20 protein-coding genes are annotated in these 21,771 nt (G+C 53.6%); 9 read left to right on the top strand and 11 right to left on the bottom strand.

Annotated elements, in window-relative coordinates; all coding sequences use genetic code 11:
- Positions 1 to 10: 10 nt before the first annotated feature.
- Positions 11 to 913 (bottom strand): hypothetical protein, encoded by a 903-nt coding sequence (locus EHSB41UT_RS21710; protein WP_133060614.1) that lies wholly within the window; start codon positions 911 to 913, stop codon positions 11 to 13.
- A 131-nt stretch (positions 914 to 1,044) separates the two neighbouring features.
- Between EHSB41UT_RS21710 and EHSB41UT_RS21705 the strand changes: the two genes are divergently transcribed.
- Positions 1,045 to 1,335 (top strand): Rdx family protein, encoded by a 291-nt coding sequence (locus EHSB41UT_RS21705; RefSeq protein ID WP_087112963.1) that lies wholly within the window; start codon positions 1,045 to 1,047, stop codon positions 1,333 to 1,335.
- Positions 1,336 to 1,357: 22 nt separating this feature from the next.
- Here the strand turns inward: EHSB41UT_RS21705 and EHSB41UT_RS21700 are convergent, their stop codons facing one another.
- The 3 genes from EHSB41UT_RS21700 to ispZ all read right to left on the bottom strand — a co-directional run bounded on the left by EHSB41UT_RS21700 (position 1,358) and on the right by ispZ (position 3,107).
- Positions 1,358 to 1,546, bottom strand: a complete 189-nt coding sequence (locus EHSB41UT_RS21700; protein ID WP_087112962.1) for a DUF2061 domain-containing protein — start codon at positions 1,544 to 1,546, stop codon at positions 1,358 to 1,360.
- Between the two features lie 114 nt (positions 1,547 to 1,660).
- Positions 1,661 to 2,326, bottom strand: coding sequence for a TIGR04211 family SH3 domain-containing protein (locus EHSB41UT_RS21695; RefSeq protein ID WP_087112961.1), 666 nt, complete (start codon positions 2,324 to 2,326; stop codon positions 1,661 to 1,663).
- A 181-nt stretch (positions 2,327 to 2,507) separates the two neighbouring features.
- Positions 2,508 to 3,107, bottom strand: a complete 600-nt coding sequence (gene ispZ, locus EHSB41UT_RS21690; RefSeq protein WP_087112960.1) for a septation protein IspZ — start codon at positions 3,105 to 3,107, stop codon at positions 2,508 to 2,510.
- A 152-nt stretch (positions 3,108 to 3,259) separates the two neighbouring features.
- On the opposite strand from ispZ, the gene EHSB41UT_RS21685 reads away from it, so the two are divergent.
- Both EHSB41UT_RS21685 and EHSB41UT_RS21680 read left to right on the top strand, forming a co-directional pair.
- Positions 3,260 to 4,171 carry a PHP domain-containing protein gene (locus tag EHSB41UT_RS21685; protein ID WP_087112959.1) on the top strand — a complete coding sequence of 304 codons (912 nt, stop codon included), beginning with the start codon at positions 3,260 to 3,262 and terminating at the stop codon, positions 4,169 to 4,171.
- A 76-nt stretch (positions 4,172 to 4,247) separates the two neighbouring features.
- Positions 4,248 to 4,868 carry an L-threonylcarbamoyladenylate synthase gene (locus EHSB41UT_RS21680; protein WP_087112958.1) on the top strand — a complete coding sequence of 207 codons (621 nt, stop codon included), beginning with the start codon at positions 4,248 to 4,250 and terminating at the stop codon, positions 4,866 to 4,868.
- 24 nt (positions 4,869 to 4,892) lie between these two features.
- Here the strand turns inward: EHSB41UT_RS21680 and EHSB41UT_RS21675 are convergent, their stop codons facing one another.
- On the bottom strand, positions 4,893 to 6,632 hold the full coding sequence (locus tag EHSB41UT_RS21675; protein WP_133060613.1) for a hypothetical protein: 1,740 nt from the start codon (positions 6,630 to 6,632) through the stop codon (positions 4,893 to 4,895).
- A gap of 238 nt (positions 6,633 to 6,870) precedes the next feature.
- On the opposite strand from EHSB41UT_RS21675, the gene EHSB41UT_RS21670 reads away from it, so the two are divergent.
- The 3 genes from EHSB41UT_RS21670 to rluB all read left to right on the top strand — a co-directional run bounded on the left by EHSB41UT_RS21670 (position 6,871) and on the right by rluB (position 10,423).
- On the top strand, positions 6,871 to 7,827 hold the full coding sequence (locus EHSB41UT_RS21670; protein WP_165767370.1) for a segregation and condensation protein A: 957 nt from the start codon (positions 6,871 to 6,873) through the stop codon (positions 7,825 to 7,827).
- Positions 7,824 to 9,191, top strand: coding sequence for an SMC-Scp complex subunit ScpB (gene scpB / locus EHSB41UT_RS24990; protein ID WP_087112956.1), 1,368 nt, complete (start codon positions 7,824 to 7,826; stop codon positions 9,189 to 9,191). Before EHSB41UT_RS21670 ends, scpB begins: the two co-directional genes overlap by 4 nt.
- Positions 9,192 to 9,412: 221 nt before the next feature.
- Positions 9,413 to 10,423: a 23S rRNA pseudouridine(2605) synthase RluB gene (gene rluB / locus EHSB41UT_RS21660; protein WP_087112955.1), complete on the top strand. Its 1,011-nt coding sequence runs from the start codon at positions 9,413 to 9,415 to the stop codon at positions 10,421 to 10,423.
- Positions 10,424 to 10,525: 102 nt separating this feature from the next.
- On the opposite strand, the gene rimO is transcribed toward rluB, so the two are convergent.
- Positions 10,526 to 11,920, bottom strand: a complete 1,395-nt coding sequence (gene rimO / locus EHSB41UT_RS21655; RefSeq protein WP_207626731.1) for a 30S ribosomal protein S12 methylthiotransferase RimO — start codon at positions 11,918 to 11,920, stop codon at positions 10,526 to 10,528.
- A 393-nt stretch (positions 11,921 to 12,313) separates the two neighbouring features.
- Here rimO and EHSB41UT_RS24975 point away from each other — a divergent pair, with 393 nt between their 5' ends.
- Positions 12,314 to 14,518, top strand: a complete 2,205-nt coding sequence (locus EHSB41UT_RS24975; protein ID WP_087112953.1) for an immunoglobulin-like domain-containing protein — start codon at positions 12,314 to 12,316, stop codon at positions 14,516 to 14,518.
- A gap of 85 nt (positions 14,519 to 14,603) precedes the next feature.
- On the opposite strand, the gene EHSB41UT_RS21645 is transcribed toward EHSB41UT_RS24975, so the two are convergent.
- Entirely contained in the window at positions 14,604 to 14,879 is a 276-nt protein-coding gene (locus tag EHSB41UT_RS21645) for a DUF406 family protein (protein ID WP_133060612.1), read from the bottom strand.
- A 177-nt stretch (positions 14,880 to 15,056) separates the two neighbouring features.
- Here EHSB41UT_RS21645 and EHSB41UT_RS21640 point away from each other — a divergent pair, with 177 nt between their 5' ends.
- Positions 15,057 to 16,010, top strand: a complete 954-nt coding sequence (locus EHSB41UT_RS21640) for a fatty acid desaturase family protein (RefSeq protein WP_087112951.1) — start codon at positions 15,057 to 15,059, stop codon at positions 16,008 to 16,010.
- A 118-nt stretch (positions 16,011 to 16,128) separates the two neighbouring features.
- Positions 16,129 to 16,638: a hypothetical protein gene (locus tag EHSB41UT_RS21635; RefSeq protein WP_087112950.1), complete on the top strand. Its 510-nt coding sequence runs from the start codon at positions 16,129 to 16,131 to the stop codon at positions 16,636 to 16,638.
- Here EHSB41UT_RS21635 and EHSB41UT_RS21630 read toward each other — a convergent pair.
- From EHSB41UT_RS21630 to EHSB41UT_RS21615, 4 genes are all read right to left on the bottom strand, one after another.
- Positions 16,635 to 18,044: an ATP-binding protein gene (locus tag EHSB41UT_RS21630; protein ID WP_087112949.1), complete on the bottom strand. Its 1,410-nt coding sequence runs from the start codon at positions 18,042 to 18,044 to the stop codon at positions 16,635 to 16,637. The two genes, EHSB41UT_RS21635 and EHSB41UT_RS21630, sit on opposite strands and share 4 nt — an antisense overlap.
- On the bottom strand, positions 18,044 to 18,709 hold the full coding sequence (locus EHSB41UT_RS21625; RefSeq protein ID WP_087112948.1) for a response regulator: 666 nt from the start codon (positions 18,707 to 18,709) through the stop codon (positions 18,044 to 18,046). The genes EHSB41UT_RS21630 and EHSB41UT_RS21625 overlap by 1 nt, the downstream gene beginning before the upstream one ends.
- The gene (locus tag EHSB41UT_RS21620) at positions 18,706 to 19,668 is read right to left on the bottom strand and encodes a class I SAM-dependent methyltransferase (RefSeq protein ID WP_087112947.1); all 963 of its coding nucleotides are present in this window, start codon (positions 19,666 to 19,668) and stop codon (positions 18,706 to 18,708) included. Before EHSB41UT_RS21620 ends, EHSB41UT_RS21625 begins: the two co-directional genes overlap by 4 nt.
- Before the next feature lie 144 nt (positions 19,669 to 19,812).
- Entirely contained in the window at positions 19,813 to 21,516 is a 1,704-nt protein-coding gene (locus EHSB41UT_RS21615; protein WP_087112946.1) for a glycoside hydrolase family 19 protein, read from the bottom strand.
- Positions 21,517 to 21,771: the final 255 nt, after the last annotated feature.

The raw sequence follows: 21,771 nt of genomic DNA, 5'->3' as shown, positions 1-21,771 counted from the left end.
TTAATAAGGTTTAGTCACTGGATTTTGCCTCAACGCAGATCAGATAATTTCGGGTGCTGTTGGCACCCGAAATATCCTGCACCGGCCAGGGCCATTGATAGCAGGCCTGCTGATGGGATGGTGTGACTTTCAACGCCGGGTTAATCAGCTTCTCCGGATCCAGTGGCGGTGCCGGATAAGGCGCAATAATGCTGTGGGCGAGAAAGACCTTGCCAATTCGGCTGCGCAAATCCCTGAGGTAATCAATACTGCTGGTGTCGCTAAATTGCGGGTTCAGCAGATTGATGATTTGCGCCCACAAATCCAGCAAAGCCAGAGTGACCAGACCGTTGTAGTGGGGAGAGGTAATAATATTTCCGATAATGGTTTTAATATGATCCAGCCCGCTGTTCAGACGAAGCCTCTGAAAATCAACGCCGGCTTCGGCGATATGTACCCGCAGTAACTGCAGAATATTCAAGTACTCATCGGTCATCGCCAGTGCTGCCAAGGCTTGGGTATGGCCGGTTTCCCAGCGGCTTGAGCCGATCATTGTGTGGCTGCTGTCAACAAAGCTGCGCATAATTACCGTTGCGTAAGTCTGGGCGCTGGCAACGGATTCCGGCCCGATACCATCCAACAGAGCACGTAGCGAGAGTGCATGGTGAACAACCCGATCCCGAGCCTGCTGGAAGAGTTCGATATCCAGTCCGGAGGTGTTGGGCAGTTGTTGTCTGGTCGCCAGACGTGCTTCAAGTGCGCGAAGAAACTGGCTGCGGCCGTGGGCCATGGCCTCATTGGAGATATATAACGGGCTGTTGTAGTCTGCACCCGGGTGCCGAAAAGGACGGTTCGCCGCTTCAGGACTGGTGGCCGGGATCAGCAAAATGATGGCCATGGCAAGGGAACGGCTGGAGGACAGCAGTCTGGACATTTTGGTTTCCGGAGTCAGCATTGCCTGTAAAGACTCTGGTTTTTCCCTGATGTTCCGGGCTCTTACACAATGAAACCAAGTTCTGCCCGAAAGCGGACTGGTGATTAATTGCTGATGTAGGGGGAAGCAGCGTGTCAGAACATGAACAACAGAAACCAGTAGTGACTATCGCTTACTGTACGGGATGTAACTGGTTGTTGCGGGCGGGCTGGATGGCGCAGGAGTTGTTACAGACGTTTACTACTGATCTGGGAGAAGTGCGGCTGATACCCGGCAGTGGCGGTGTGTTTGAAATCCGGGTGAACGGGGATTTGATTTGGGAGAGAAAAGCCGATGGTGGCTTTCCCGATGCGCGGGAACTCAAGCGCCGGGTGCGAGATCGGATCGACCCGGAGCGCTCCCTGGGGCATATCGATCGTTAAGCACCATTGCTAAGCTCCATGGTTATGCCGCCTCAGCTTTGGCAATCCCGAAACGTTCCCAGACTTTTTCATGGATGGCATAGGCAACGGTGTTACAGGCGGGTTCAACCAGAGCGACCATGCCGCCGATGGCCAGACTTCCGGTCATCGCATACACAACAGAAAAACCAACGGTAAAGTGAACAGCGGCAAAACTTGCAGTCTTAGCCATGGGTAACCTCGTGAAAACATCTTTATTTCGATGGCTTCAGATTACGGGTTACCCATGGTATTGAGAATTTAAATAATTGTATTCTGCTTATAGCTAAATGCTATTCATTCTCATTTACGCCCATCCAGAGGACTTCTTGCGGGGACGCAGCAGCGGTGCCACCAGACCGATCAGCAGACCAAACACCAGCGTGCCGGCACCATAGAGAAACCAGCGATGCTCTGATGTGTCTACCAGTTGCTGGTTATCTACCTGCAAGGCCTGTAGTTCACTCATCAGCTGTTCGTTGGCGATTACCAATTCGCGGTTACGCTTGTCCAGTTCCAGGCTCTTGGCCGAGATGTCCTTGATCTGGTTCAGCTCTTCCTGCAGGGCGGAAGAACTTTTGTTGTTGCTGGCCAGGGCGCGGGTTTTCTCTTGCAGTTCTGCCTGCGTGGTTTTCAGCTTCTCGGAGAGGGCGGCCACTTCCGCTTTCATACGGGCGCTATCGCTTTCGGCTTTTTGCAGCTTGAGCATGGCAGGTGGTTCAAACAACAGATACTGTTTCGGAACGTATCCTTCCTGGCCGTTGCTGGTTTTCACCTTGTAGTGGCCGCCTTCTTCCTTCTGGTTCAGCAGGGTCAGGGCAGTACCGGTTTTCAGGGCGCGATTAACAATACGGTACTCATTCCCCGGGCCGGAACGCATCGGCACGTAAAGGGTATCTCCGATATAAACGGTTTTAGCTGCGGCCATAAGAGGAGTGGCCAGAAGAACCAGCAGCGGTATAAGACGTTTCAAGTCCGGGCTCCATTCACAGGTTAATCAGTTATGGCTCGTCGTTGAGCCTGAATTCTGGGATTTATCATAGCTGTACAAATGGGTATCACATATTGTGGCTTACGACAAATTGCTGGCCAGAAAGTATACAGCCCCGAACTAAGTCGGGGCTGTATAAGTAGCGGGTATTAGTGGAGAGTACTTACTCTGTCTCTTTGCCGGTAGTCTGTGCATCTTCCTGTAGATAGCGGCCCAGAAACATAAACTGCACCACAGTAAACACCAGCGTCAGCCCCAGGTTACCGAAGACCTTGAAGTCCACCCAGAAATCGCCAGGTACCATAAAGGCGGCAAACCAGTTGGCTGCACCCAGCAGCAGGAAGAACACCGCCCAGCTGGTATTCACCTTGTACCAGACTGGTTTTGGCAGTGTCATGGCATGGGAGAGCATACGCTCAATCAACGGCTTGCTGCCGATAAACTGGCTGGCCAGAAAGACCACGGCAAAGGCCCAGTTCACCAGCGGTGCTTTCCATTTCAGGAAGGTTTCATCCCGGAACAGTACTGTCATGCCACCAAGGATAATCACGGCGGCGATGGTAAACATCTGGCTTTTTTCCAGGCTCTTTTGCCGGTACCAAAGCAGACCATAGACAATAATAGAGGTGACAATCAGGATGGCGGTGGCACTGATAATGCCGCCAAGTTCAAAGGTCTGGCCGGCCAGGGATACCTCGCGGGGATCCATTTTGGCGACCACAAAGAAAATAATCAGAGGCAGAAAATCGATAAATTGTTTCATGCATTCAACCGGATAATCGGCGACAATCGCCCTTATTCGTTGGTTTCCTCACAGTAGTTCCGAACTATGACCCCCTCACAGAGTATGGGCCATAAGCCGGGCGTTCAGGCTGCACAGTGTAAAGGCTGGCCGGTCAGGGATAAAGGACAGACATGTCACAAAAGGTAGACTTTCATTGCCACAGTACCGCATCCGATGGTGTGTTGTCCCCGCGGCAGGTACTGGAAAGGGCCGTGGCCCGGGAGGTGGACTACCTGGCCCTGACGGATCACGATACCGTTGCCGGTGTGCGCTGGCTGCGGGATCAGGGCCTGCTGGCTCAGTATCAGGAGCAGCTCACCATGGTCTTTGGCAGTGAGCTGTCCTGCCTGTGGGGCACCAGTGAGATACATATTGTGGCGCTGGGGCTGGACATGGATGACCCCGATGTTCAGACGTTCCTGGAGCAGCAGGGGGAAGCGCGCTGGCAGCGTAGTGAACGCATTGCCGACAAGGTCGCCAGACGCCTGCCGGGCTTCGCTGCCGAAGCCTGTCTGGAAGGCGCTGTTCAACAGGCCCAGCAGGCACAGGCCAAGGCTGATCCGGATTTTATTCTGTCCGATCGGGACCTGCAGATTGGTCGCCCCCATTTTGCTGGGTGGATGGTCGAACAGGGCATAGTGGCCGATCGTAATTCCGCCTTTGATAAGTATCTGGGTGCCAAGCGCATTGGCAATGCCCGTCAGCATTGGCCGGGGCTTCAAGAAACCGTGCGGGCCATTCGCAGCTGGAACGCGGTACCGGTGTTGGCTCACCCTGGGCGCTACCGAATGACTGGTATGAAACTGCAGGAAGTAATCCGCGGTTTCAAAGAGGCTGGCGGGCTGGCGATGGAAGTGGTTGGTTGTCAGCAGCCCTGGGGCGAGCGGGAAACCATGGCCAAGTATTGCGAGAAGTTTGAACTGCATGCCTCTCTGGGCAGTGATTTTCATGGCCCATGGAGTGAATATGTGGAGCTGGGCCGGCTGGCCCCTGTTCCTGAAAATTGCCGGCCGGTTATGGAACTGCTGGAAGCGCTGAACTAACGTCTGCTTTCAGAGCCTTGTCCCCTGTTTTATACTTTCCCGCCTTTTGGGGCTGTTTTCGACGAAGGATTGATTCGTGAGCCAGTTTTTCCAGATTCATCCGGACAATCCGCAGCAGCGGCTGATCCGTCAGGCTGTTGCCATCCTTGAACAGGGCGGGGTGATTGCTTACCCCACCGATTCCGCCTATGCCCTCGGTTGCCGTATTGGTGATAAAAAAGCGATCGAGCGCATTCGCCAGATTCGTCGGCTTGATGAAAAGCACAACTTCACACTGGTGTGCCGGGATCTTTCGGAACTGGCGACCTATGCCAAGGTGGATAACACCTCCTATCGTTTGCTGAAGGCGGCCACACCCGGTGCGTATACCTTTATTCTTCCGGCCACATCGCAGGTGCCCCGTCTGGTGATGCACCCCAAGCGCCGCACCATTGGTATCCGGGTACCGGAACATATTATTGTCAGTGAGCTGCTGGATGAGCTGGGCGGCCCACTGCTCAGCACCACGCTTCAGCTTCCCGGTGATGAGTTCCCCCTGATGGACCCTTACGATATTCGCCAGACGCTGGAGAACAGTCTCGATCTGGTGATTGATGGAGGTTTCTGCGGTATGGAGCCGACCACTGTGGTTAGCCTGGTCGATGAGGTTCCTGAGATCTGGCGAGAAGGCAAGGGCGACCCCAGCCTGTTTGTCTAGGGCCTGTTGTTTGATATCCGGGCCTCAAAACTTGCTGTAGCTGGGGGTGGATAACATATTGCTGTACATGCTTGCAGTGATGGCACCGTTTTCCGGCAGTGTATTGGCAGGCTGTAAAGCAGGAATCGCCGGGGCTACTGCTGAGGCTTTTGAAGGTGTGGCTGATTGCGATTGCTGCAAAGCGGGTGGCGACGGCATATACACCAGTGTCTTGGTGAGCACTGCTTCTGAGGGCGGATTTACGCTGAAGTGATGGATATCTTTCAGTTGATCAAGACCCTGTATTAACTCGGTAATTGGCACGCGCAACGCGCCATGTGAGGGGTATCTGATAATATAATCGACGCCCTCAATCTGCACATGACGGTCACCCGGTAACAGCATAAGTGGAAACGGATTATCTGCGGCCGATCCCATTGGTGGTTGCGGCACATTATGCGGATTGATAATCACGGACTGTCGGGTATCAGGGTATGGTGCATCAGTCTGTGTCCCGGCAGTGCTCTTTTCCAGAGTCTCTGTTCCCAGAGAAGTTGATGCTACGTGCTTCCCCTCTTTCCATGCTATGGGAACCATGCCTTCCCGATGGTTCTTCTGCAACATGGCTTTGATCAGACTGACCTCTGTTTTTAGTTGCTCCAGATCCTCTTGCAGCTGACGGGTTTCTATTGGCTGCTTTTGATTGATCTGCTCAGAGAGCTGGTTGAGGGCGTTTAGTATCAGGGTATTGCTCCGGGATCGGGATGATTTTTTCTCGTCTTTCAACGCATGTTTTGCACTGGAAGATGAGGATGTTTTGCTGCTGAGAAGCTTTGTCTCTGGTTGGTGGTTGCCACTAATGCTTGAGGGGGTGCTGTTTTTGATAACAGGGGTGATTTTAACTTTGGGTGAAGTTCGACGTTGGGCTGCTGTAGGCATTGGTCTGGGTGGTTTGGTATGTAGGCTCTTGCCACCGGTAGAACTCTGGAAGTGTGAGCGCCAGTCCAGTAACGACCCTGAGGCAGAATAGCCTTCGGTATCGGGGGTGTAATCCAGATGGGCAAACATGGAGAGATCGGCCCACATGATCGTGGCGATATCGGCAAACAGTTTGAGAATCTGGTGGTTATCCTTGAGGCTGGAAAAGTGGTCAATCAAATTTTTGTCGAGGATGCTGGCTTCACCAAACTGTCCCCGGCGCATAGCTGTCGGGTTGTAGGAGGGGTCTTCGTGGCTTTCATTGAGAATTCGGTCAACATCGGCGGCCAGAAATCTTTGGCACTCCTGAAGCAGCTCCTGAATGGACTCCCAATAGGCGTGTGGGCTGGGCAGCGGATCATCTCCCGCAGCCTGTCGGATTTCGGTAAATGAAGCAGTCTCCTTGTCCTGAAAATGGCTTGCAACAACATTGTTCAGATCCTGCAGGTTGTCCCAGACCCAGGGCGTGACCCAGTTAAACCCTTTGCGGGTGAATGTCACTTTATTTAGTTTTTGCCGGTCAAAGCCCAGGTTGGTGAGCTCGGTAATGCGCTGATTAAAGTCCGCCAGACTGGATGGAGGGTACAGCAGTGTTGTGCGTACTTTTTGTTCGAGTGCCTCGACCACCTGTTTTGCTGTCGGGTTCTCATTCAGTTCCAGAGCCGAGATGATTTGATCCAGCCGATTGGCCTGGGCACCGCAGGCTGCGGCCAGAAGGAATCCCCAGAGCGCAAGAGTCATAAGCCTGGGATGCAATGCCCGAACAGTCATGGGTCGTATGGCCTGTGTCATTCCGTGTGTGGTCATGCAATGTTTTTGTTGGTCAGCAAGTAATAGCAGCGTTCTTCGTTTCTTCCAGATGATCTCGCCTTTCGATGCTGTAAACACTTATGCCCAGGGCGAGACTCCCGGCTGCTGAATGGCATGAAATTCGATATAATGGCGGGCTGGAAAAATATTGGAGCCGCCTGCGGGATTGCTCCTGCTGCGTTAAAGGTGCAAAGTTATAGTCAGGCGAGCCAGAACATCTCCGGGGCGACCACGCATGGGAAAGGATAACCAGGGCCGGACGGAGTCAGATTCCCCGTCAACCGATCTGCTGAACGCGATGCCGCAAGAGTCGGCAGGTGATTCTGTGGTTGTCGGAACCGTATCCTCCGAAGCCCTTGTGCAAGAAAGTGTGGTACAGGAAGCTGTTGCCAAAGCGGAACAGGCCGGATTGCCGGAACAGATTCCGCTGGCCATTGTCTCTGGCCAGCCGCTGATGAAACTGCCGGATGACCTTTACATTCCCCCGGACGCGCTGGAAATCTTTCTTGAAGCCTTTGAGGGCCCGCTTGATCTGCTGCTTTATCTGATCAAACGCAACAATATGGATATTCTCAATATCCAGGTAGCGGCCATTACCAGCCAGTACATGCAGTATGTTGATCTGATGGAGTCCTCTCAGTTTGAGCTGGCGGCGGAATATCTGGTGATGGCGGCGACGCTGGCGGAGATCAAATCCCGCATGTTGCTGCCGCGACAGGTGGAAGCGGAAGATGAAGAAGAGGATCCGCGGGCAGAGCTGATTCGTCGTCTGCAGGAATACGAGCGCTTCAAAAAAGCGGCAGAAGGCATCGACGAGCTGCCCCGGGTGGGCCGCAATATTTACAAAGTGAAAATTGACCCTCCGCAGCTGACCCGTGGTGCCGTGCATCCGGATGTTGATCTGCGGGAGGTGCTGGTCGCGCTGGGTGAAGTCATCAAGCGGGCCGAAATGTTTGAAGAACACCATATCCAGGCTGAGGCGCTTTCCACCCGTGAGCGGATGACCCAGGTGCTGGAGCGGCTGCGGGGCGATACCTTCGTTCCGTTTGTAACCCTGTTTACCCTGGAAGAAGGGCGCCTTGGCGTGGTGGTGACCTTTCTTGCCATTATGGAACTGATCAAGGAATCGCTGGTGGAGCTGGTCCAGACCGAAGCCTATGGTCCCATTCATGTTAAGGCGCGCGCAGAATGAATGAAGAACTGGAACAGGTAGACGATTTGGCTGAAAAGACCGCAGCCGAGCTGAACGCAACGGGTGAAGATGTGGTCGACGAGGCCGTGGAAGAAGCCGTTGAGGAAGGTGTTGCCATTTTTGGTGAAGCGCCTGTCGTACCTGTGGTGGAAGCGGCACTGATGGCGTCCGGCAAGCCGATGACGCTGGAACAGCTGGCGGCACTGTTTGATGAAGATTACCGCCCGGACAAGCCCACCCTGAAACAGGCGATGGTGGATATCGCAGCGTCCTGTGAAGGCCGCGGTTTTGAATTAAAGGAAGTGGCCAGCGGCTGGCGTTTCCAGGTACGGCAGGAGCTGGCCCCGTGGGTCGGCCGACTGTGGGATGAAAAGCCCCAGCGTTATACCCGTGCCTTGCTGGAGACCCTGGCCCTGATTGCCTATCGCCAGCCGATTACCCGGGGCGAAATTGAAGATATCCGGGGCGTGAGTGTCAGCACCAATATTATTCGTACTCTGCAGGAGCGCGAGTGGGTGCGGGTGGTGGGGCATCGTGATGTGCCGGGGCGTCCGGCCATGTATGCGACAACACGACAGTTTCTGGACTACTTTAACCTGCAGAATCTGGATGAGCTGCCGCCGCTCTCCGAGCTGCGTGATCTCGATGCCATGGCTAAACAGCTGGAAGGTGGTGCCGCTGAAGGTGATCAGCCGGAACTGCCTCTGGTGGAGCTGGATGAGAATGGCGAGCCGATCGTTTCTGAAACTGCCGAAGCGGCTGAAGGTGGGGTTGATGCCTCCGAGCTGGTTTCCCATGAGCAGGCGCAGGCTTTCCATGAGGAAGGCAATGAGAATATCGATAAGCTGTTTGCCGAGCTGGATGATATGGAAGGTAGTCTTACTCTGACGTATAAAGACTACAACCCGCTGGAAGACCCTAAACCCGAGTTTGAACCGTCCAACAAGAAGACTGCCGAGAAAGCGAAAACAACTCAGCAAAGTGCTGAAGCTGTGGCGGATGAGACGGTCGAGGCTAATGCAACGGAAACAGAGGGTGACATTGAATCAGAAGCGGATGCAATCTCTGATGACGTCTCTGATGAATTGACTGATGAACTGATTGTTGATCTTGATGATGACGATCAGGAACTTTCCGCAGAGCAAGATGATGTTTCCGTTGAGGATGCCCTGGATTCCGTCTTTGCAGATGAACCTCCGGCCGCAGAAACCGAGGCTACGGAAGAGGATGAGGAAGACGACGAAGACTTTGAACTGTACCGCCCGACCATCGTGATTGATGATGACGATGAGGACGAACAGAACGATGATCTCTCTTCCTTTATGGATGATTTTGAAAATCGTCGCCCTGGCGACGAAGAATAGGCTATCGTACAGTCGCTAAAGGTGACGGCGATAGGATAAACTGTACCGCGATCCCATCGGGTGGGCTCCATGGCCACCCGTAAGCTATCAGGTAAGTCAGGCCGGTTTCTCTACATTGATGCAGTATGCTCTGCATTGATGCAGCAAGGACACGGAAACTGAAACTGCCTGGCCAGCTTTTCACCGTTTGGGAAAACCGTGAAATTTATTGAGTAAGAAGTATGACCACTACTGAATCCCCTGTAGCAGAAGCTATCGAGCAGACAGAAAAGGCCGCTCCGGCTGGTGAACGTCTGCAGAAAGTCCTGGCCCGTCACGGCCTGGGTTCCCGTCGCCAGATCGAGTCCTGGATTGCCGAAGGACGTATTGAGATCAATGGGGAAAAAGCGACACTGGGTATGCGCCTGACCGGTCAGGAAACCGTGACCCTGGATGGCCGTTCTATCCACCTGAACACTGAAGCCACCACCCGCCGTGTTATTGCCTATAACAAGCCGGAAGGGGAAGTGTGCACCCGGACTGATCCGGAAGGTCGTCCAACCGTTTTTGATCGGATGCCAAAGATCGCCGGCGAGCGCTGGATTGCCATTGGCCGTCTGGATATCAACACCTCCGGTCTGCTGCTGTTCACTAACGATGGTGAGCTGGCTAACCGTCTGATGCACCCGTCTTACCAGATTGAGCGTGAGTACGCGGTACGTGTATTCGGTGAAGTGACCGAACAGAAGGTTAAAAACCTGTTTGAAGGCGTTGAGCTGGAAGACGGTATGGCCCGCTTTACCGATATCGTTGATAGCGGTAACGAAGGTATTAACCGCTGGTTCCACGTGTGCCTGCTGGAAGGTCGTAACCGTGAGGTTCGTCGCCTGTGGGAGTCCCAGGAGCTGGCAGTCAGCCGTCTGAAGCGTGTTCGCTACGGCAGCACCATTATTCCTGATCACCTGCGTCAGGGGCGTTGGGAAGAGCTGGAGCAGGCCGATGTGGATGCACTGGCTGATCTGGTTGAGCTGCCACGGGTGAAGGCGGGTCCACGTACCGTGGAAGATAAGCAGAAGACTCTGCGTTCCCAGCGCAAGAAGCCGCAGGTGCGTACTGGTAAGAAGCCGGGTGCCCGTCGTGCAGAAGCGCGTGATGATCGCCGTGACGAGCGTGCAGGCCGGCGCTCTGAGAATCGTGGCGAACGCCGGAATGAGCGTCGCAACGAGCGTTCTGCACCGCGTCGTTCACGCTGATAGCTGATCGTTATTAGTCGTCTATAAAAAAACCGGATCAGGTTGCCCTGATCCGGTTTTTTTATTCTGTAAGGTTGTCGAGAAAAATCAGGCTTCTAGCTCTTAACCCTCCAGTTCCTCGCCTTCCAGCTCATCTTCGTACTCGTCGTCCTCGAACTCTTCATCGTCAACAAGCGTGCCGTAAAGATCGTGGTCGTCGGAGTATTCAATGCTGACCCAGACCATCTCACCTGGAGTCAGATCAAACTCACCGCCGAGAATAACGCGGCCATCAATCTCTGGAGCATCAGCATAGCTGCGGCCAATCGCGCCTTCTTCGCCGATCTCATCGATCAGTACCAGCATCTCCTGACCAACACGTTCGCCCAGCTTTTCACGGCTGATACGGGACTGTACATCCATAAAGCGCTGGTAACGTTCTTCCTGAATCTCTTCCGGTACGTGGTCAGGCAGCTCGTTGGCAACAGCGCCTTCCACCGGGCTGTATTTAAAGCAGCCTACGCGGTCGAGGCGGGCTTCTTCCAGCCAGTCCAGCAGTATCTGGAAGTCTTCTTCGGTTTCACCCGGGAAGCCAACAATAAAGGTGGAACGAATCACCAGCTCCGGGCAGATTTCCCGCCAGGACTTGATCTGCTCCAGAGTCTTTTCAGAGTTGCCCGGACGCTTCATCAGCTTCAGGATACGAGGGCTGGCGTGCTGGAACGGCACATCGAGGTACGGCAGGATTTTGCCTTCGGCCATCAATGGCAGCACCTTTTCGATGTGCGGGTAAGGGTAGACGTAGTGCAGACGCACCCAGATGCCCATCTCACCCAGTTTCTCGCACAGAGCCTGCATGGAGGTCTTCACCGGCATGCCATCCCAGAACGAAGTGCTGTACTTGGCATCAACGCCATAGGCACCGGTGTCCTGGCTGATCACCAGCAGTTCTTTTACGCCGGAGGCTTTCAGGCGCTTGGCTTCATCCAGCACCTGGCCGACCGGGCGGCTGACCAGTTTGCCACGCATGGACGGGATGATGCAGAAGGTGCAGGTGTGGTTGCAGCCTTCGGATATTTTCAGATAAGCGTAATGCTTCGGGGTCAGCTTAACGCCGTGGTCCGGAATCAGGCTGGTCATCGGATCGTATTCCGGCTTAGGCAGATGTGCGTGTACCTGCTCCAGCACCATCTCGTAGGCGTGCGGGCCGGAGATGCCGAGAATGCCCGGATGCACTTCGGTGATCTCATCTTCTTTGGCACCCAGGCAGCCAGTTACCAGCACCTTGCCGTTCTCCCGCAGAGCTTCGCCGATGGTGTCCAGGGACTCTTTCACTGCGGAATCGATAAAGCCGCAGGTGTTCACGATCACCAGATCAGCACCTTCATAGGTGTTGACGATATCGTAACCTTCGGTGCGCAGCTGAGTCAGGATGCGCTCGGAATCTACCAGGTTTTTGGGGCAGCCCAGACTGATGAAACCGATGCGGGTACCGGTGCCTTTGGCGCCGTTACCCATCTCCGGCGCCACCTTGGTCGCATGAGTGGTGTTTGGCTGCACGGCAACAGTGCTCTCATTGGGATCGAATGTATTAACAGTCATAGGCGTCCTGAACTCTCCAGGCGGAATATCCGGAAATTTGTGGGGTAAAAATGAGGCGGGATTATACCTGATGCTCTCCACAGATACAGTGTGGATTGTATGAACAATGACGGGGCTGTTCTGGCTCCCATCGCACCCGGCCTTCTCGCAGGAAACAACATACTATTACAAATTCTGTTGTGTACCAGATCACACTTGCGTGCTTTACGCATACGTTGCAGTAACTACCTTTTGTTAGGCTTCACCTTAATGTAACCGGTTTCATTCGGTTTGTGACTATCCACGGTGTGTTGGAACTGGCAGAGAAATATGTCGAAATTAAAAGTACTGCAGTTGGCTGTTGCTGCAGGTATCGCTGCGATGCAGGCACCGGCTTACGCCAGTGGTGCGGATATGATCAACCCGCAGGGCGGTGTTGTTGTAGGCTACTGGCACAACTGGTGCGATGGCGGTGGCTATCAAGGTGGTAATGCGCCTTGTGTAACCCTTGATGAGGTTGATCCACAGTACAACGTGGTCGATGTCTCTTTTATGAAGGTCTACGACACCAGCGAAGGCCGTATTCCTACCTTCAAACTCGATCCTTCCATTGGTTTGAGTGAGCAGCAGTTTAAAGATCAGATTGCCAACCTGAACAGTCAGGGACGTTCTGTTCTGATCGCACTCGGTGGTGCCGATGCCCATATCGAGCTGAAGGCGGGTGATGAGCAGCCGTTTGCTGATGAGATTATTCGTCTGGTAGAAACCTACGGCTTTGATGGTCTGGATATCGATCTGGAACAGGCAGCAGTGACCGCCTCTGATAACCAGACTGTCATTCCGGCCGCACTGCGCATCGTGAAGGATCACTATCGCAAGCAGGGCAAAAACTTCCTGATTACCATGGCGCCGGAGTTTCCTTATCTGACGTCAGGCGGCAAGTATGTGCCTTACATTACCAACCTTGAAGGCTACTACGACTGGATCAACCCGCAGTTTTATAACCAGGGCGGGGACGGCCTCTGGATTGATGGCGTGGGCTGGATTGCCCAGAACAATGATGAGCTGAAAGAAGAGTTTATCTATTACATTTCCGACTCTCTGGTGAATGGTTCCCGCAACTTCACCCTGATTCCGCATAACAAGCTGGTGTTTGGTATCCCGGCCAATATTGATGCGGCGGCAACCGGCTTTATCAAGGATCCACAGGATTTGTATAACGCCTTTGATCGTCTCAGTAAGCAGGGCCAAGGGCTGCGTGGCGTGATGACCTGGTCGGTGAACTGGGATATGGGCACTAATGCCAGCGGCCAGCCTTATGGTGAGCAGTTTATCCGCGATTACGGTTCATTTATTCATGGCAATACGCCAGTACCTCCACCGGTTGTTCCGGGTAAGCCGGTGCTGACAGGTGTCATCAGCCAGCGGGTTATGCACGCCAGCAATTTTGACCCGATGTCCGGTGTATCCGCAACGGATAAGGAAGATGGCGATCTGACCTCCGCTATTGTTGTTGACGGTCTGGTGAATACGGCACGGGTCGGCGATTACAGCCTGACCTACACGGTGACCGACAGCGACAACAATACCACGACCGCCAAGCGGGTGATTGATGTTCACAGTGAGAAGCCGGTTCTTAGCGGCGTAAAAGACCTCACGCTGCAACTGAACGCCAACTTCGCACCTTTAGCTGGTGTGAGTGCCTCTGATGCTGAAGATGGTGATCTGACAGCAGACATCAAAGTGACCGGTCAGGTGGATAGTGCGACAGTTGGCGTCTATCAGCTGGAGTATGCGGTCACTGACAGCGCAGATCAGACGGTCACGGCCACCCGTAAAGTCAGAGTGACTGACGGCTCTACCTGTACCAATGCCTGGGATGTGAAGGCGGTGTATCTGGCGGACGCGGAGGTGTCTCATAACGGTTCCGAATGGCGTGCCGGCTGGTGGACCCAGGGCGAAGAGCCAGGAACAACCGGTGAGTGGGGCGTTTGGCGCAAGATCGGTGACAGCAGCTGTGGTGGCGCGACACCAGAGCCGGAACCGCAGCCAGAGCTGGAAGTGACTGTTGAAGGGCTGAAGTCCGAGTATGTTGCCAGCAATGGCACAGTTGAGCTGGCTCTGCAGCTAACCACCAATGAAGCCGTCACTGTTGAGGCAGTTGTCGTTCACAATGGTATTGAAGTCGCAACAACCAGCACGGCTATCGAGAGTCAGGGCGAGCTGGCTTTGACGATTGAGAATGCCGAGACAGGCAGTCACACCCTGACGGTGAATGCGACCGCTGACGATGGTGACAAGGATATGCTTAACCAGTCGTTTATGGTGCGCGCTAGCGATGAAGGTGGTGTGACGCCTCCGGGAGACTATCCACTCTATCAGGCCGGTACCGCTTATAAAGATGGTGATATTGTACTGGGAGCTGATGGCAGTGCGTACCAGTGCAAGCCTTGGCCTTATACCGGCTGGTGTGCCAGTGCCTCTTATGCACCGGGCAGCAGCCAGTACTGGAAAGATGCGTGGGATAAGCTCTAAGTTCCGGTAATCGATTAAAAATAAACCCCGCACTTCTGAGTTCAAAGTGCGGGGTTTATTTTTGGAGTCCGGAAAGACTGACGGCTTACATCAGACGACGGGCGCGCATTTCAAAAATCAGTTTCTCTGCCGCGCAGGAGAAATCAAAAGCCATTTCCCGCTCACCATTATCCAGTTCAATGACCTTGATCTCGCAAGGCTCATTTTCCACTTCACGGGCCAGATCCGTCAGAGTTTGTTGCAGGGTGTCCATGTTTTCACCGCTCAAACGCATGTGCGCAAGGGTGTCGGATTCCTGGATGATTGTGCCGATGTCCATGACGTTGCAGGCAGTGCAGGTGATGTCATTTTCTTTAATCATGGCAATACTCACTCAAAGGGCCCGGACGGGCGGAGGGAGACGCATTATATGTCGCTAGAAAGAACCTGAATATACGCGTTAGTGGTAAATCCTGTTTAGCAAACTGTCAGGATTGGTCATATCCCGGTGTTGGGGAGTTGCTATAGTCATTCGTTGACTGTGAAACGAGGTACCCCCGTGCTTGACTACCTGACCCAAGAAGAAAAATATCAGTTCAGGAAGGCAAATGATGGCAAGGCCTGGCTGGGTTTTCTAACAACATGGGCAATGATTATCGCGTCCATGGCTTTGGTGGCAATTTGTCCCAATGTCTTCACCGTGCTGGTGGCACTGCTGGTGATTGGCGGGCGACAGCTGGCTCTGGGAATATTGCTGCATGACTGTTCGCACCGATCCTGGTTCAGTTCCCAGAAACTTAATGATCGGGTCGGGCACTGGCTGGCCGGTATCCCTGTGCTGGTACCGATGAGTTTTTACCGCCCCTACCACTTTACCCATCACACCAAAACCGGCACAGATGATGATCCAGATGTCGGCAATATCCGCGATTACCCGATTAGTAAGCAACGTTTCAAGCGTAAGCTGTTTCGGGATCTCACCGGGCAATCCGGAGTAAAATCTCTTCTGGCCATGCTGTTGTATGTGAACACCGGGCGGGTGGGAAATGCCCGTGCCATGGGGCAGCAGAAGAAAGCCCTGACCCGCGAGCAGATTCTACGGACGACCCTGATCAACTACCGTGATCTGATTGTTTTTCATGGTTCGGCCTTTACGTTGCTCTGGGTTCTCGGTCAGCCTTATCTGTACCTGCTGTGGTGGGGCGCTTATCTGATTCCTTTCCAGACCATCAGCCGTATTCGTCAGATTGCTGAGCATGGAGCCATGCCGGAGCTGTCGTCGGATGATGTGCGTATGACGACTCGCACGACGCTGGCCCGCTGGTGGGAGCGCATGTTGTTTGCCCCGCATTTTGTTAATTACCACTGTGAGCATCACTTTATGCCGACAGTACCGGGCTATCATCTGAAACAGTTGCATGAAATGGTGCGCGAGCGCGGGTTTTACCAGGAGCATCCCCACGCTCTGGCGGGAAATTATCGGGAGGTTGTTCGCCGGGCCACACAGGGATAGAGGATGTTGTGGCTTTGGTGTCTAAGCTGATTATTAATGGAATAACGGCAGGACACTGGGGTCAGGGATGAGCGCACAGAAACAACACCTTCCTACATTATTCTTAGCTGTAATAGCTATGGCTGGCAGTAGCGTTCAGGCTGCTGCCAGCTCCTGGGAAAAGCTCTCTCCCCAGGATAAAACGCCCTTCAATATTAATTGTGAATACCGGCTCAAGCTGACCTATCAGGATTCTCGCTCGGTACCGGTCAGTGCTACCTATCCAGACGGCAAGCTCCGCACTTATCACAAGATCAGTCTTTACAGTGCAACCGTCAGTCGGTGCGGAGTGGGCTTTGTGAATAACCGTTATAACAATGAACGCAGTTATCTGCATGTGCTGGCCCATGAAAAGGCCTCTGTCTATGAAGGCAATATGTTTTATGACCAATGCAGCCATAACTCACCGCCGGGGCGCTTTGTCGATTATGAGCAGCGCCCTCAATTAAAACCCTCGCAGACTCCTGACGTCCATGACCATGGCGTCGAGGATAATGATGCCCGCCATGCCGGTAAGCCAGCAGAAGCGGCTTTTTGGCGATCAGTCATGTTCCGCAGTGTGGACAGTCTTGAGCGTCGGTGTGATTAAATTGCCTCGGTGAATCTGATTTTCACATTCAGACCACCAAGATCTGCATCAGCCAGAGTTATGTCGGCGTGGTGCAGATCAACAACATGTTTCACGATAGACAGTCCCAGCCCTGAACCTTCGACCCCTGACGCATGGCGATCACTGCCAATGCGATAAAAACGATCAAACACTCGCTCCCGCTGTTCAATCGGAATGCCAGGCCCGGAATCACTGATGTCCAAAACAGTATTCTCGGCGTTATCGAGTTGCAGGCGAATCGTGCCACCCTCTGGGGTGTAGAGCATGGCATTGCGAATCAGGTTATTTATCATGATCAGCAGTCCTGCTTCATCTCCCAATATCCAGATATCTTTATCCCCTTCCAGAGTGATCTGTTGCTGCTTATTAAGGATCGGGTGAATGTTGTCGGCGATGGCTGTCTGGCAGAGTTTGTTGAGATTGACCCGCTGAAAATGACTTTGATAAGAGTCCGGTGTCGTGCGTGCCAGAATCAGCAGTTGTTCAAACAGCCGGGCCAGACGTCTATGCCCCTGCAAAGCACGGGTAATGGCCTGATCTCTTTCTGCGCCAGTGCGGTTTTCGGCAATCTGCAGATGAAGCCCCAACCCGGCCAGAGGCGTGCGCAGTTCATGGGCTGCGTCTCCAACAAAGCGGCGTTCACGCTGGAAAGCTTCTGATAACCGTGCCAGCAGTTGATTGGTGGAAGTAATCAGAGGATCCAGTTCTCTGACCGGGTTTTCAATCGTGACTGGGTACAGGTCTGTGGCCTGCCTTCGTGCCATCTCTCCGGCCATTTGATTCACCGGGCGGAGTCCCCGACGCACCAGCCAGTTAATTAGAAAGAAGACCACGGGCAGGCTGAACAGGGTTGGAAGAATTCCCTGAAAGGCAATGATGTCTCCCATCTCCTGACGTATATCTCCCCGCTGGGCAGTGACAATCCAGATGTTTTTCTCCGGCAGATAAAGCGAGAAGGTTCGCCAGTCCTGACCCGCTGTCGTCAATGTGCGAAAGCCTTCCCGGAGCGGGAATTTATGGAAGTCCGGTGTGCTGACGGAGTGGGCCAACAGTGTCTTATTGTTTTGGTCGTCCCGATAAATTTTAAAAAACAGTTTGCCTTCGTACTTGTGTCCTTTTACGCCTGCGGGATCACCCTGCCAGTCTTCCGGTGGCATCTGTATCGGTACCGTAATGATTTGTCCGGGCTTATGAGGCTGGTTGTTATCAGGAAAGGCACTGAGCATGCTCAGTGCACGGGCGTACTGCACCAGTTGGGCATCCTGCAATTCTTCGGACTCCAGAAAGCTTTGCCGGTAGCTGAAAGCCATCGTCATAAGATCAGCCAATCCCATGGTGGATAGCAGACCGATCATCAAAAAACGGTAGATAGAAGGATGTCGCATCAAACCAGCCAGCCTACGCCGCGAATGGAACGGATAAAGTCAGTGCCTACTTTTTTCCGGAGATTGTGAATATGTACATCCACGGAGTTGCTGCTGACCTCTTCATCCCAGTTATACATACGGTCAATGAGATGTTCACGGGAGAATATTCGGCCCGGGTTTTCCATCAGTGTCTGCAGCAAAGCAAACTCCCTTCGGGGTAGCGGATGTGTCTGCCCGGAAACGGTGACCGTATAACTGGCAGTGTCCAGCGTGACCTGACCGATTTTAAGGCAGGGGTGGCTGGTCAATTTGAAACGGCGGGCCAGCATACGGATGCGGGCCTGCAGTTCCTCCAGTTCAAACGGCTTGGTGAGATAATCATCCGCACCTCTGTCCAACCCCCGAACCTTCTCCGCGAGGGTGTCCCGGGCAGTCAGTACCAGCACCGGCAGATGATTTGTTTGATGGTGTGGATGATTGATTTCCCCCAGCACGTCCATGCCGTCTTTATCCGGCAGGCCCAGATCCAGAATCACCAGATCAGGACGCTGTTCCGGACTGTGGATAAGCTGCAATCCAGGCTGTGCCGCCGGGCAATGGATTACCTGGGTATCGTCATTGCTGAGAGCGGAGACTATACCCTGAGCGATGAGTTCATCATCTTCAATCAGAAGGATCTTCATGGTTGTGGCAGGCTCTGTGCGGAGTGCACATGGCAATGTTTTCGGGTTGGGGACAGGAGTCTGTCGAGGATGCTGCGAGCATGCAGACCTCGGACTTTTCGCTCTTGGAAACGTTGTATCTGCTTGCGCAAAGGTTTGATCAATCCGCCCCCGGCAAACAGGTACTCCATCCAGCCTTTGCTGTTCAGGCGCATTCGCAAAGCAGAAACCGATTGGCTGTCTGGCAGCGTGAGCATAGCCGGAACCCTGCGGGATCGGAACAAGATTTTCAGATTGGCTCGGGTGTCAATCTGCACACATTCAAAGTGGCGGCTGGCCGCGGCTTTCAGTGTTTCAATGCTGAAGTAATAAAGGTGCGCCCGAAAGAAAATATTGTTGGGTGATGCATCTTTGGTTTCGATCCACGGCACTTCTACCAACAGATGGCCCTGTGGATTCAATAGGGAGTGCAGGTGTGCGAATGCTGCGACAGGATCACGCAGATGTTCCAGAACATGGAACAGGGTGATGATGTCGTAACGACCTTTTATGTCTTGCAGGTATCCGGTTCTGATATCACAGCCATAGGTCTCCTTGGCGTACCCTGAGTAACCTTTGTTTGGTTCCACTCCGGTTGCGGTATATCCCATCCGGGAAGCCAGATAAGTGAACTCGCCACCGCCAGCGCCGACATCCAGAAGGCGACCGCTCCACAGGTCAGCCCGGGAGAGGAGGTCAAGCCGTTCGAGGGCGATGTTGCCAGCACGGAAGACATGTTCGGCTCTTGGGGTGATGACGCCTTTATAATCTTGTCGATAATCTTCCCGATAGTAGCTGTTCAGCTCTTCCTCAGAAGGCATGTTGATCACCTGAACCAGTCCGCAGCCATCGCACATGCCGACAGGAAGCGGTTGGCCGGTTTTAGCATCTTTGCTGGATACGGGAGTAAATGCAGGGTGGTGGCAGAATTGACAGGGCATGGGGTTGGGTCTCGATTACAGAAGATACCCGCACCATACCGACGCCGACTTAAGGCAGAGTTAAGACAAGAAAAAAGGCCACAACGATATCTCGTTGTGGCCTTATGGTTAATGCCTCAGCATAAGTTCAGATAAACAACCCGTTTAGTCGACAATAACAACGTCAGGGAAGTTCTTCTGTACGCACTTGGCATAGTCACCTTCGATCAACACAGAGTGTGGCGTCTGGTAGGCAACCAGCTGACAGGCGTAGCTCTTGTTGTCAGGTGTCTCCGGGTTCCAGCTCCAGTCCATTTCCCAGTAAGTGTTCACTGCGCCGGCACCGCCCGCATCAAAGTGCAGCATATTGGAGCAGCCGAGTTTCTCATCAGCCGGCACAGGCACGTTGAAGTGCTTGGCAAATTCTTGGTAGTAGCTGATGCGGTTAACGGACTGCTGAACTTCAACAGAGCCACCACATTCAACACCACCGTTGATGATCATGGTAGTGACACCAAAACCTGGTACCAGACCGGCTCTCAGATCTACTTCATTTGGCTGCCAGGTGCCGTTGATCACGTCCTGCATGGATGGCTTAGGCGTCTGTGGCTGCATAAAGAAAAAGACAGCAGACGCCAGGTTCAACCAGGTATCAGCAACCAACTCAGGGTTATCCAGCAGTGTACGGACATCGCCGTAGATCTTCTGGGAGAACGGACCGTAGTTGTAGTTGTAGCTCAGCTGCTTGGAGCCACGTCCGAAGTAGGACTTGAACTCACCGTTTGGCAGCTTGCCACATGGCCAGGTCTGACCTTGCCAAACATCCGGGTTACATTCGCCGTTGTAACCACCCATCATGGTTTCATCCCAGCCCATTTCACGCACGTGAACCAGGGCCTGACGCCATTCCGGTACATCCCACCATGCGGTGTGGCCACCGGTTTCCTGAGCAAAGTGAGCGAACATGGTCGCCAGAGACTTACGACAGATGGCGTCGGAGTCTCGGCCATCGGTGTACTCGTCACAGAAAGCCGGGAACTTGGCTACGGCTTTCAGGAAACCCTCGTAGGTGTACTCAGGCGCACGCTCAGGGAACAGGAACTCCCAATCCTCGGCATCCATCAGCGCTTCTACGCGCTTCACGTTGGCAGGGTTAGACGCCGCGCCAGGCTTCACCTGTTCAACCAGTGCGTTGTCCAGCGTACGCACGCTGTGCAGAATTGACTGAATCTCTGGAGAACTGGTGACTTCCTTCTCTTTGGCTTCCAGCTCTTCACGGGTCATCTCATAGTCGCCATCCACTGGTGGCTTGGTGTCGTCACCGTCGCCATCAGGGTTCGGATTCGGATCAGGATCTGGCTTAGGAGGCTTTGTGCCGTCGCTCAGTTCCCAGGCCATATCCCAGGCGGTACCGCTTCCAGGTGCGTAGGCCCAGCCAGCGCCGGAACACCATGCTGCAACACCCTCTTTACAGCGATACAGCTTGCCATCAGCGAGAACGACATCACCACTGTTGTATTTGGTACCTTCTTTGTAGGCTGGGAAGTCACCCGTCGGTGGCTCTTCAGGTTCCTCGGGATCCGGATCGGGTTGTGGTTCTGGATCAGGATCTGGCTGAGGGTCAGGGTCTGGACCGCCTTCATCAGGGCCTACCAGTTCCCATGGGGTGTCCCATGCGTTTTCAACACTGTCTGCAGGAGACTGGCCCGGGTTTGCCCACCACTTGGCTTTATAGATATTGCCGCCGTAAGACACTTGTTCTCCGGCAGGATATGACTGGCTTGCATTGTAAGCATCTGCCGCAATGGCAGTGAGGGGAAGGGTAGCCCCCGCCACCAACATGGCCAGGACTAATGGTTTGAACTTCATTCACCGTTACCTAATATCAGAGTTGCCATCCAAACGTTGCGTTTCAGGAGTCGGACAACTTGCGGGAAAATATATAACCCTTGGCTTTTTGTGGGTATTTTGGGATGGACTGCAAAAAATGGCATTCTCGCTATTGCTTTGGTTTTTTTTACCGGTGTTTGTTGTTGTGTTTCGTATAAATGCCTAGATCAGGGTGTATCTTTGGCGTGTTGAGCAAACGTTTGAATTGCGCACGCCTCCTGATTGATTAGGGGG

It is taken from the genome of Parendozoicomonas haliclonae (assembly GCF_900174585.1).
GTDB classification, from domain to species: domain Bacteria; phylum Pseudomonadota; class Gammaproteobacteria; order Pseudomonadales; family Endozoicomonadaceae; genus Sansalvadorimonas; species Sansalvadorimonas haliclonae.
This window is presented reverse-complemented; position numbering and strand designations above follow the sequence as displayed.

Excerpts from the sequence above, each read along its gene's own strand:
- EHSB41UT_RS21675 (WP_133060613.1), bottom strand. The coding sequence starts at position 6,632 with ATGACCACACACGGAATGACACAGGCCATACGACCCATGACTGTTCGG.
- EHSB41UT_RS21635 (WP_087112950.1), top strand. The coding sequence starts at position 16,129 with ATGGCTGGCAGTAGCGTTCAGGCTGCTGCCAGCTCCTGGGAAAAGCTC.
- EHSB41UT_RS21615 (WP_087112946.1), bottom strand. The coding sequence starts at position 21,516 with ATGAAGTTCAAACCATTAGTCCTGGCCATGTTGGTGGCGGGGGCTACC.
- EHSB41UT_RS21645 (WP_133060612.1), bottom strand. The coding sequence starts at position 14,879 with ATGATTAAAGAAAATGACATCACCTGCACTGCCTGCAACGTCATGGAC.
- EHSB41UT_RS21625 (WP_087112948.1), bottom strand. The coding sequence starts at position 18,709 with ATGAAGATCCTTCTGATTGAAGATGATGAACTCATCGCTCAGGGTATA.
- scpB (WP_087112956.1), top strand. The coding sequence starts at position 7,824 with ATGAATGAAGAACTGGAACAGGTAGACGATTTGGCTGAAAAGACCGCA.
- EHSB41UT_RS21630 (WP_087112949.1), bottom strand. The coding sequence starts at position 18,044 with ATGCGACATCCTTCTATCTACCGTTTTTTGATGATCGGTCTGCTATCC.
- rluB (WP_087112955.1), top strand. The coding sequence starts at position 9,413 with ATGACCACTACTGAATCCCCTGTAGCAGAAGCTATCGAGCAGACAGAA.
- EHSB41UT_RS21670 (WP_165767370.1), top strand. The coding sequence starts at position 6,871 with ATGGGAAAGGATAACCAGGGCCGGACGGAGTCAGATTCCCCGTCAACC.
- EHSB41UT_RS21685 (WP_087112959.1), top strand. The coding sequence starts at position 3,260 with ATGTCACAAAAGGTAGACTTTCATTGCCACAGTACCGCATCCGATGGT.
- ispZ (WP_087112960.1), bottom strand. The coding sequence starts at position 3,107 with ATGAAACAATTTATCGATTTTCTGCCTCTGATTATTTTCTTTGTGGTC.
- EHSB41UT_RS21620 (WP_087112947.1), bottom strand. The coding sequence starts at position 19,668 with ATGCCCTGTCAATTCTGCCACCACCCTGCATTTACTCCCGTATCCAGC.
- rimO (WP_207626731.1), bottom strand. The coding sequence starts at position 11,920 with ATGGGTAACGGCGCCAAAGGCACCGGTACCCGCATCGGTTTCATCAGT.
- EHSB41UT_RS21710 (WP_133060614.1), bottom strand. The coding sequence starts at position 913 with ATGTCCAGACTGCTGTCCTCCAGCCGTTCCCTTGCCATGGCCATCATT.
- EHSB41UT_RS24975 (WP_087112953.1), top strand. The coding sequence starts at position 12,314 with ATGTCGAAATTAAAAGTACTGCAGTTGGCTGTTGCTGCAGGTATCGCT.
- EHSB41UT_RS21700 (WP_087112962.1), bottom strand. The coding sequence starts at position 1,546 with ATGGCTAAGACTGCAAGTTTTGCCGCTGTTCACTTTACCGTTGGTTTT.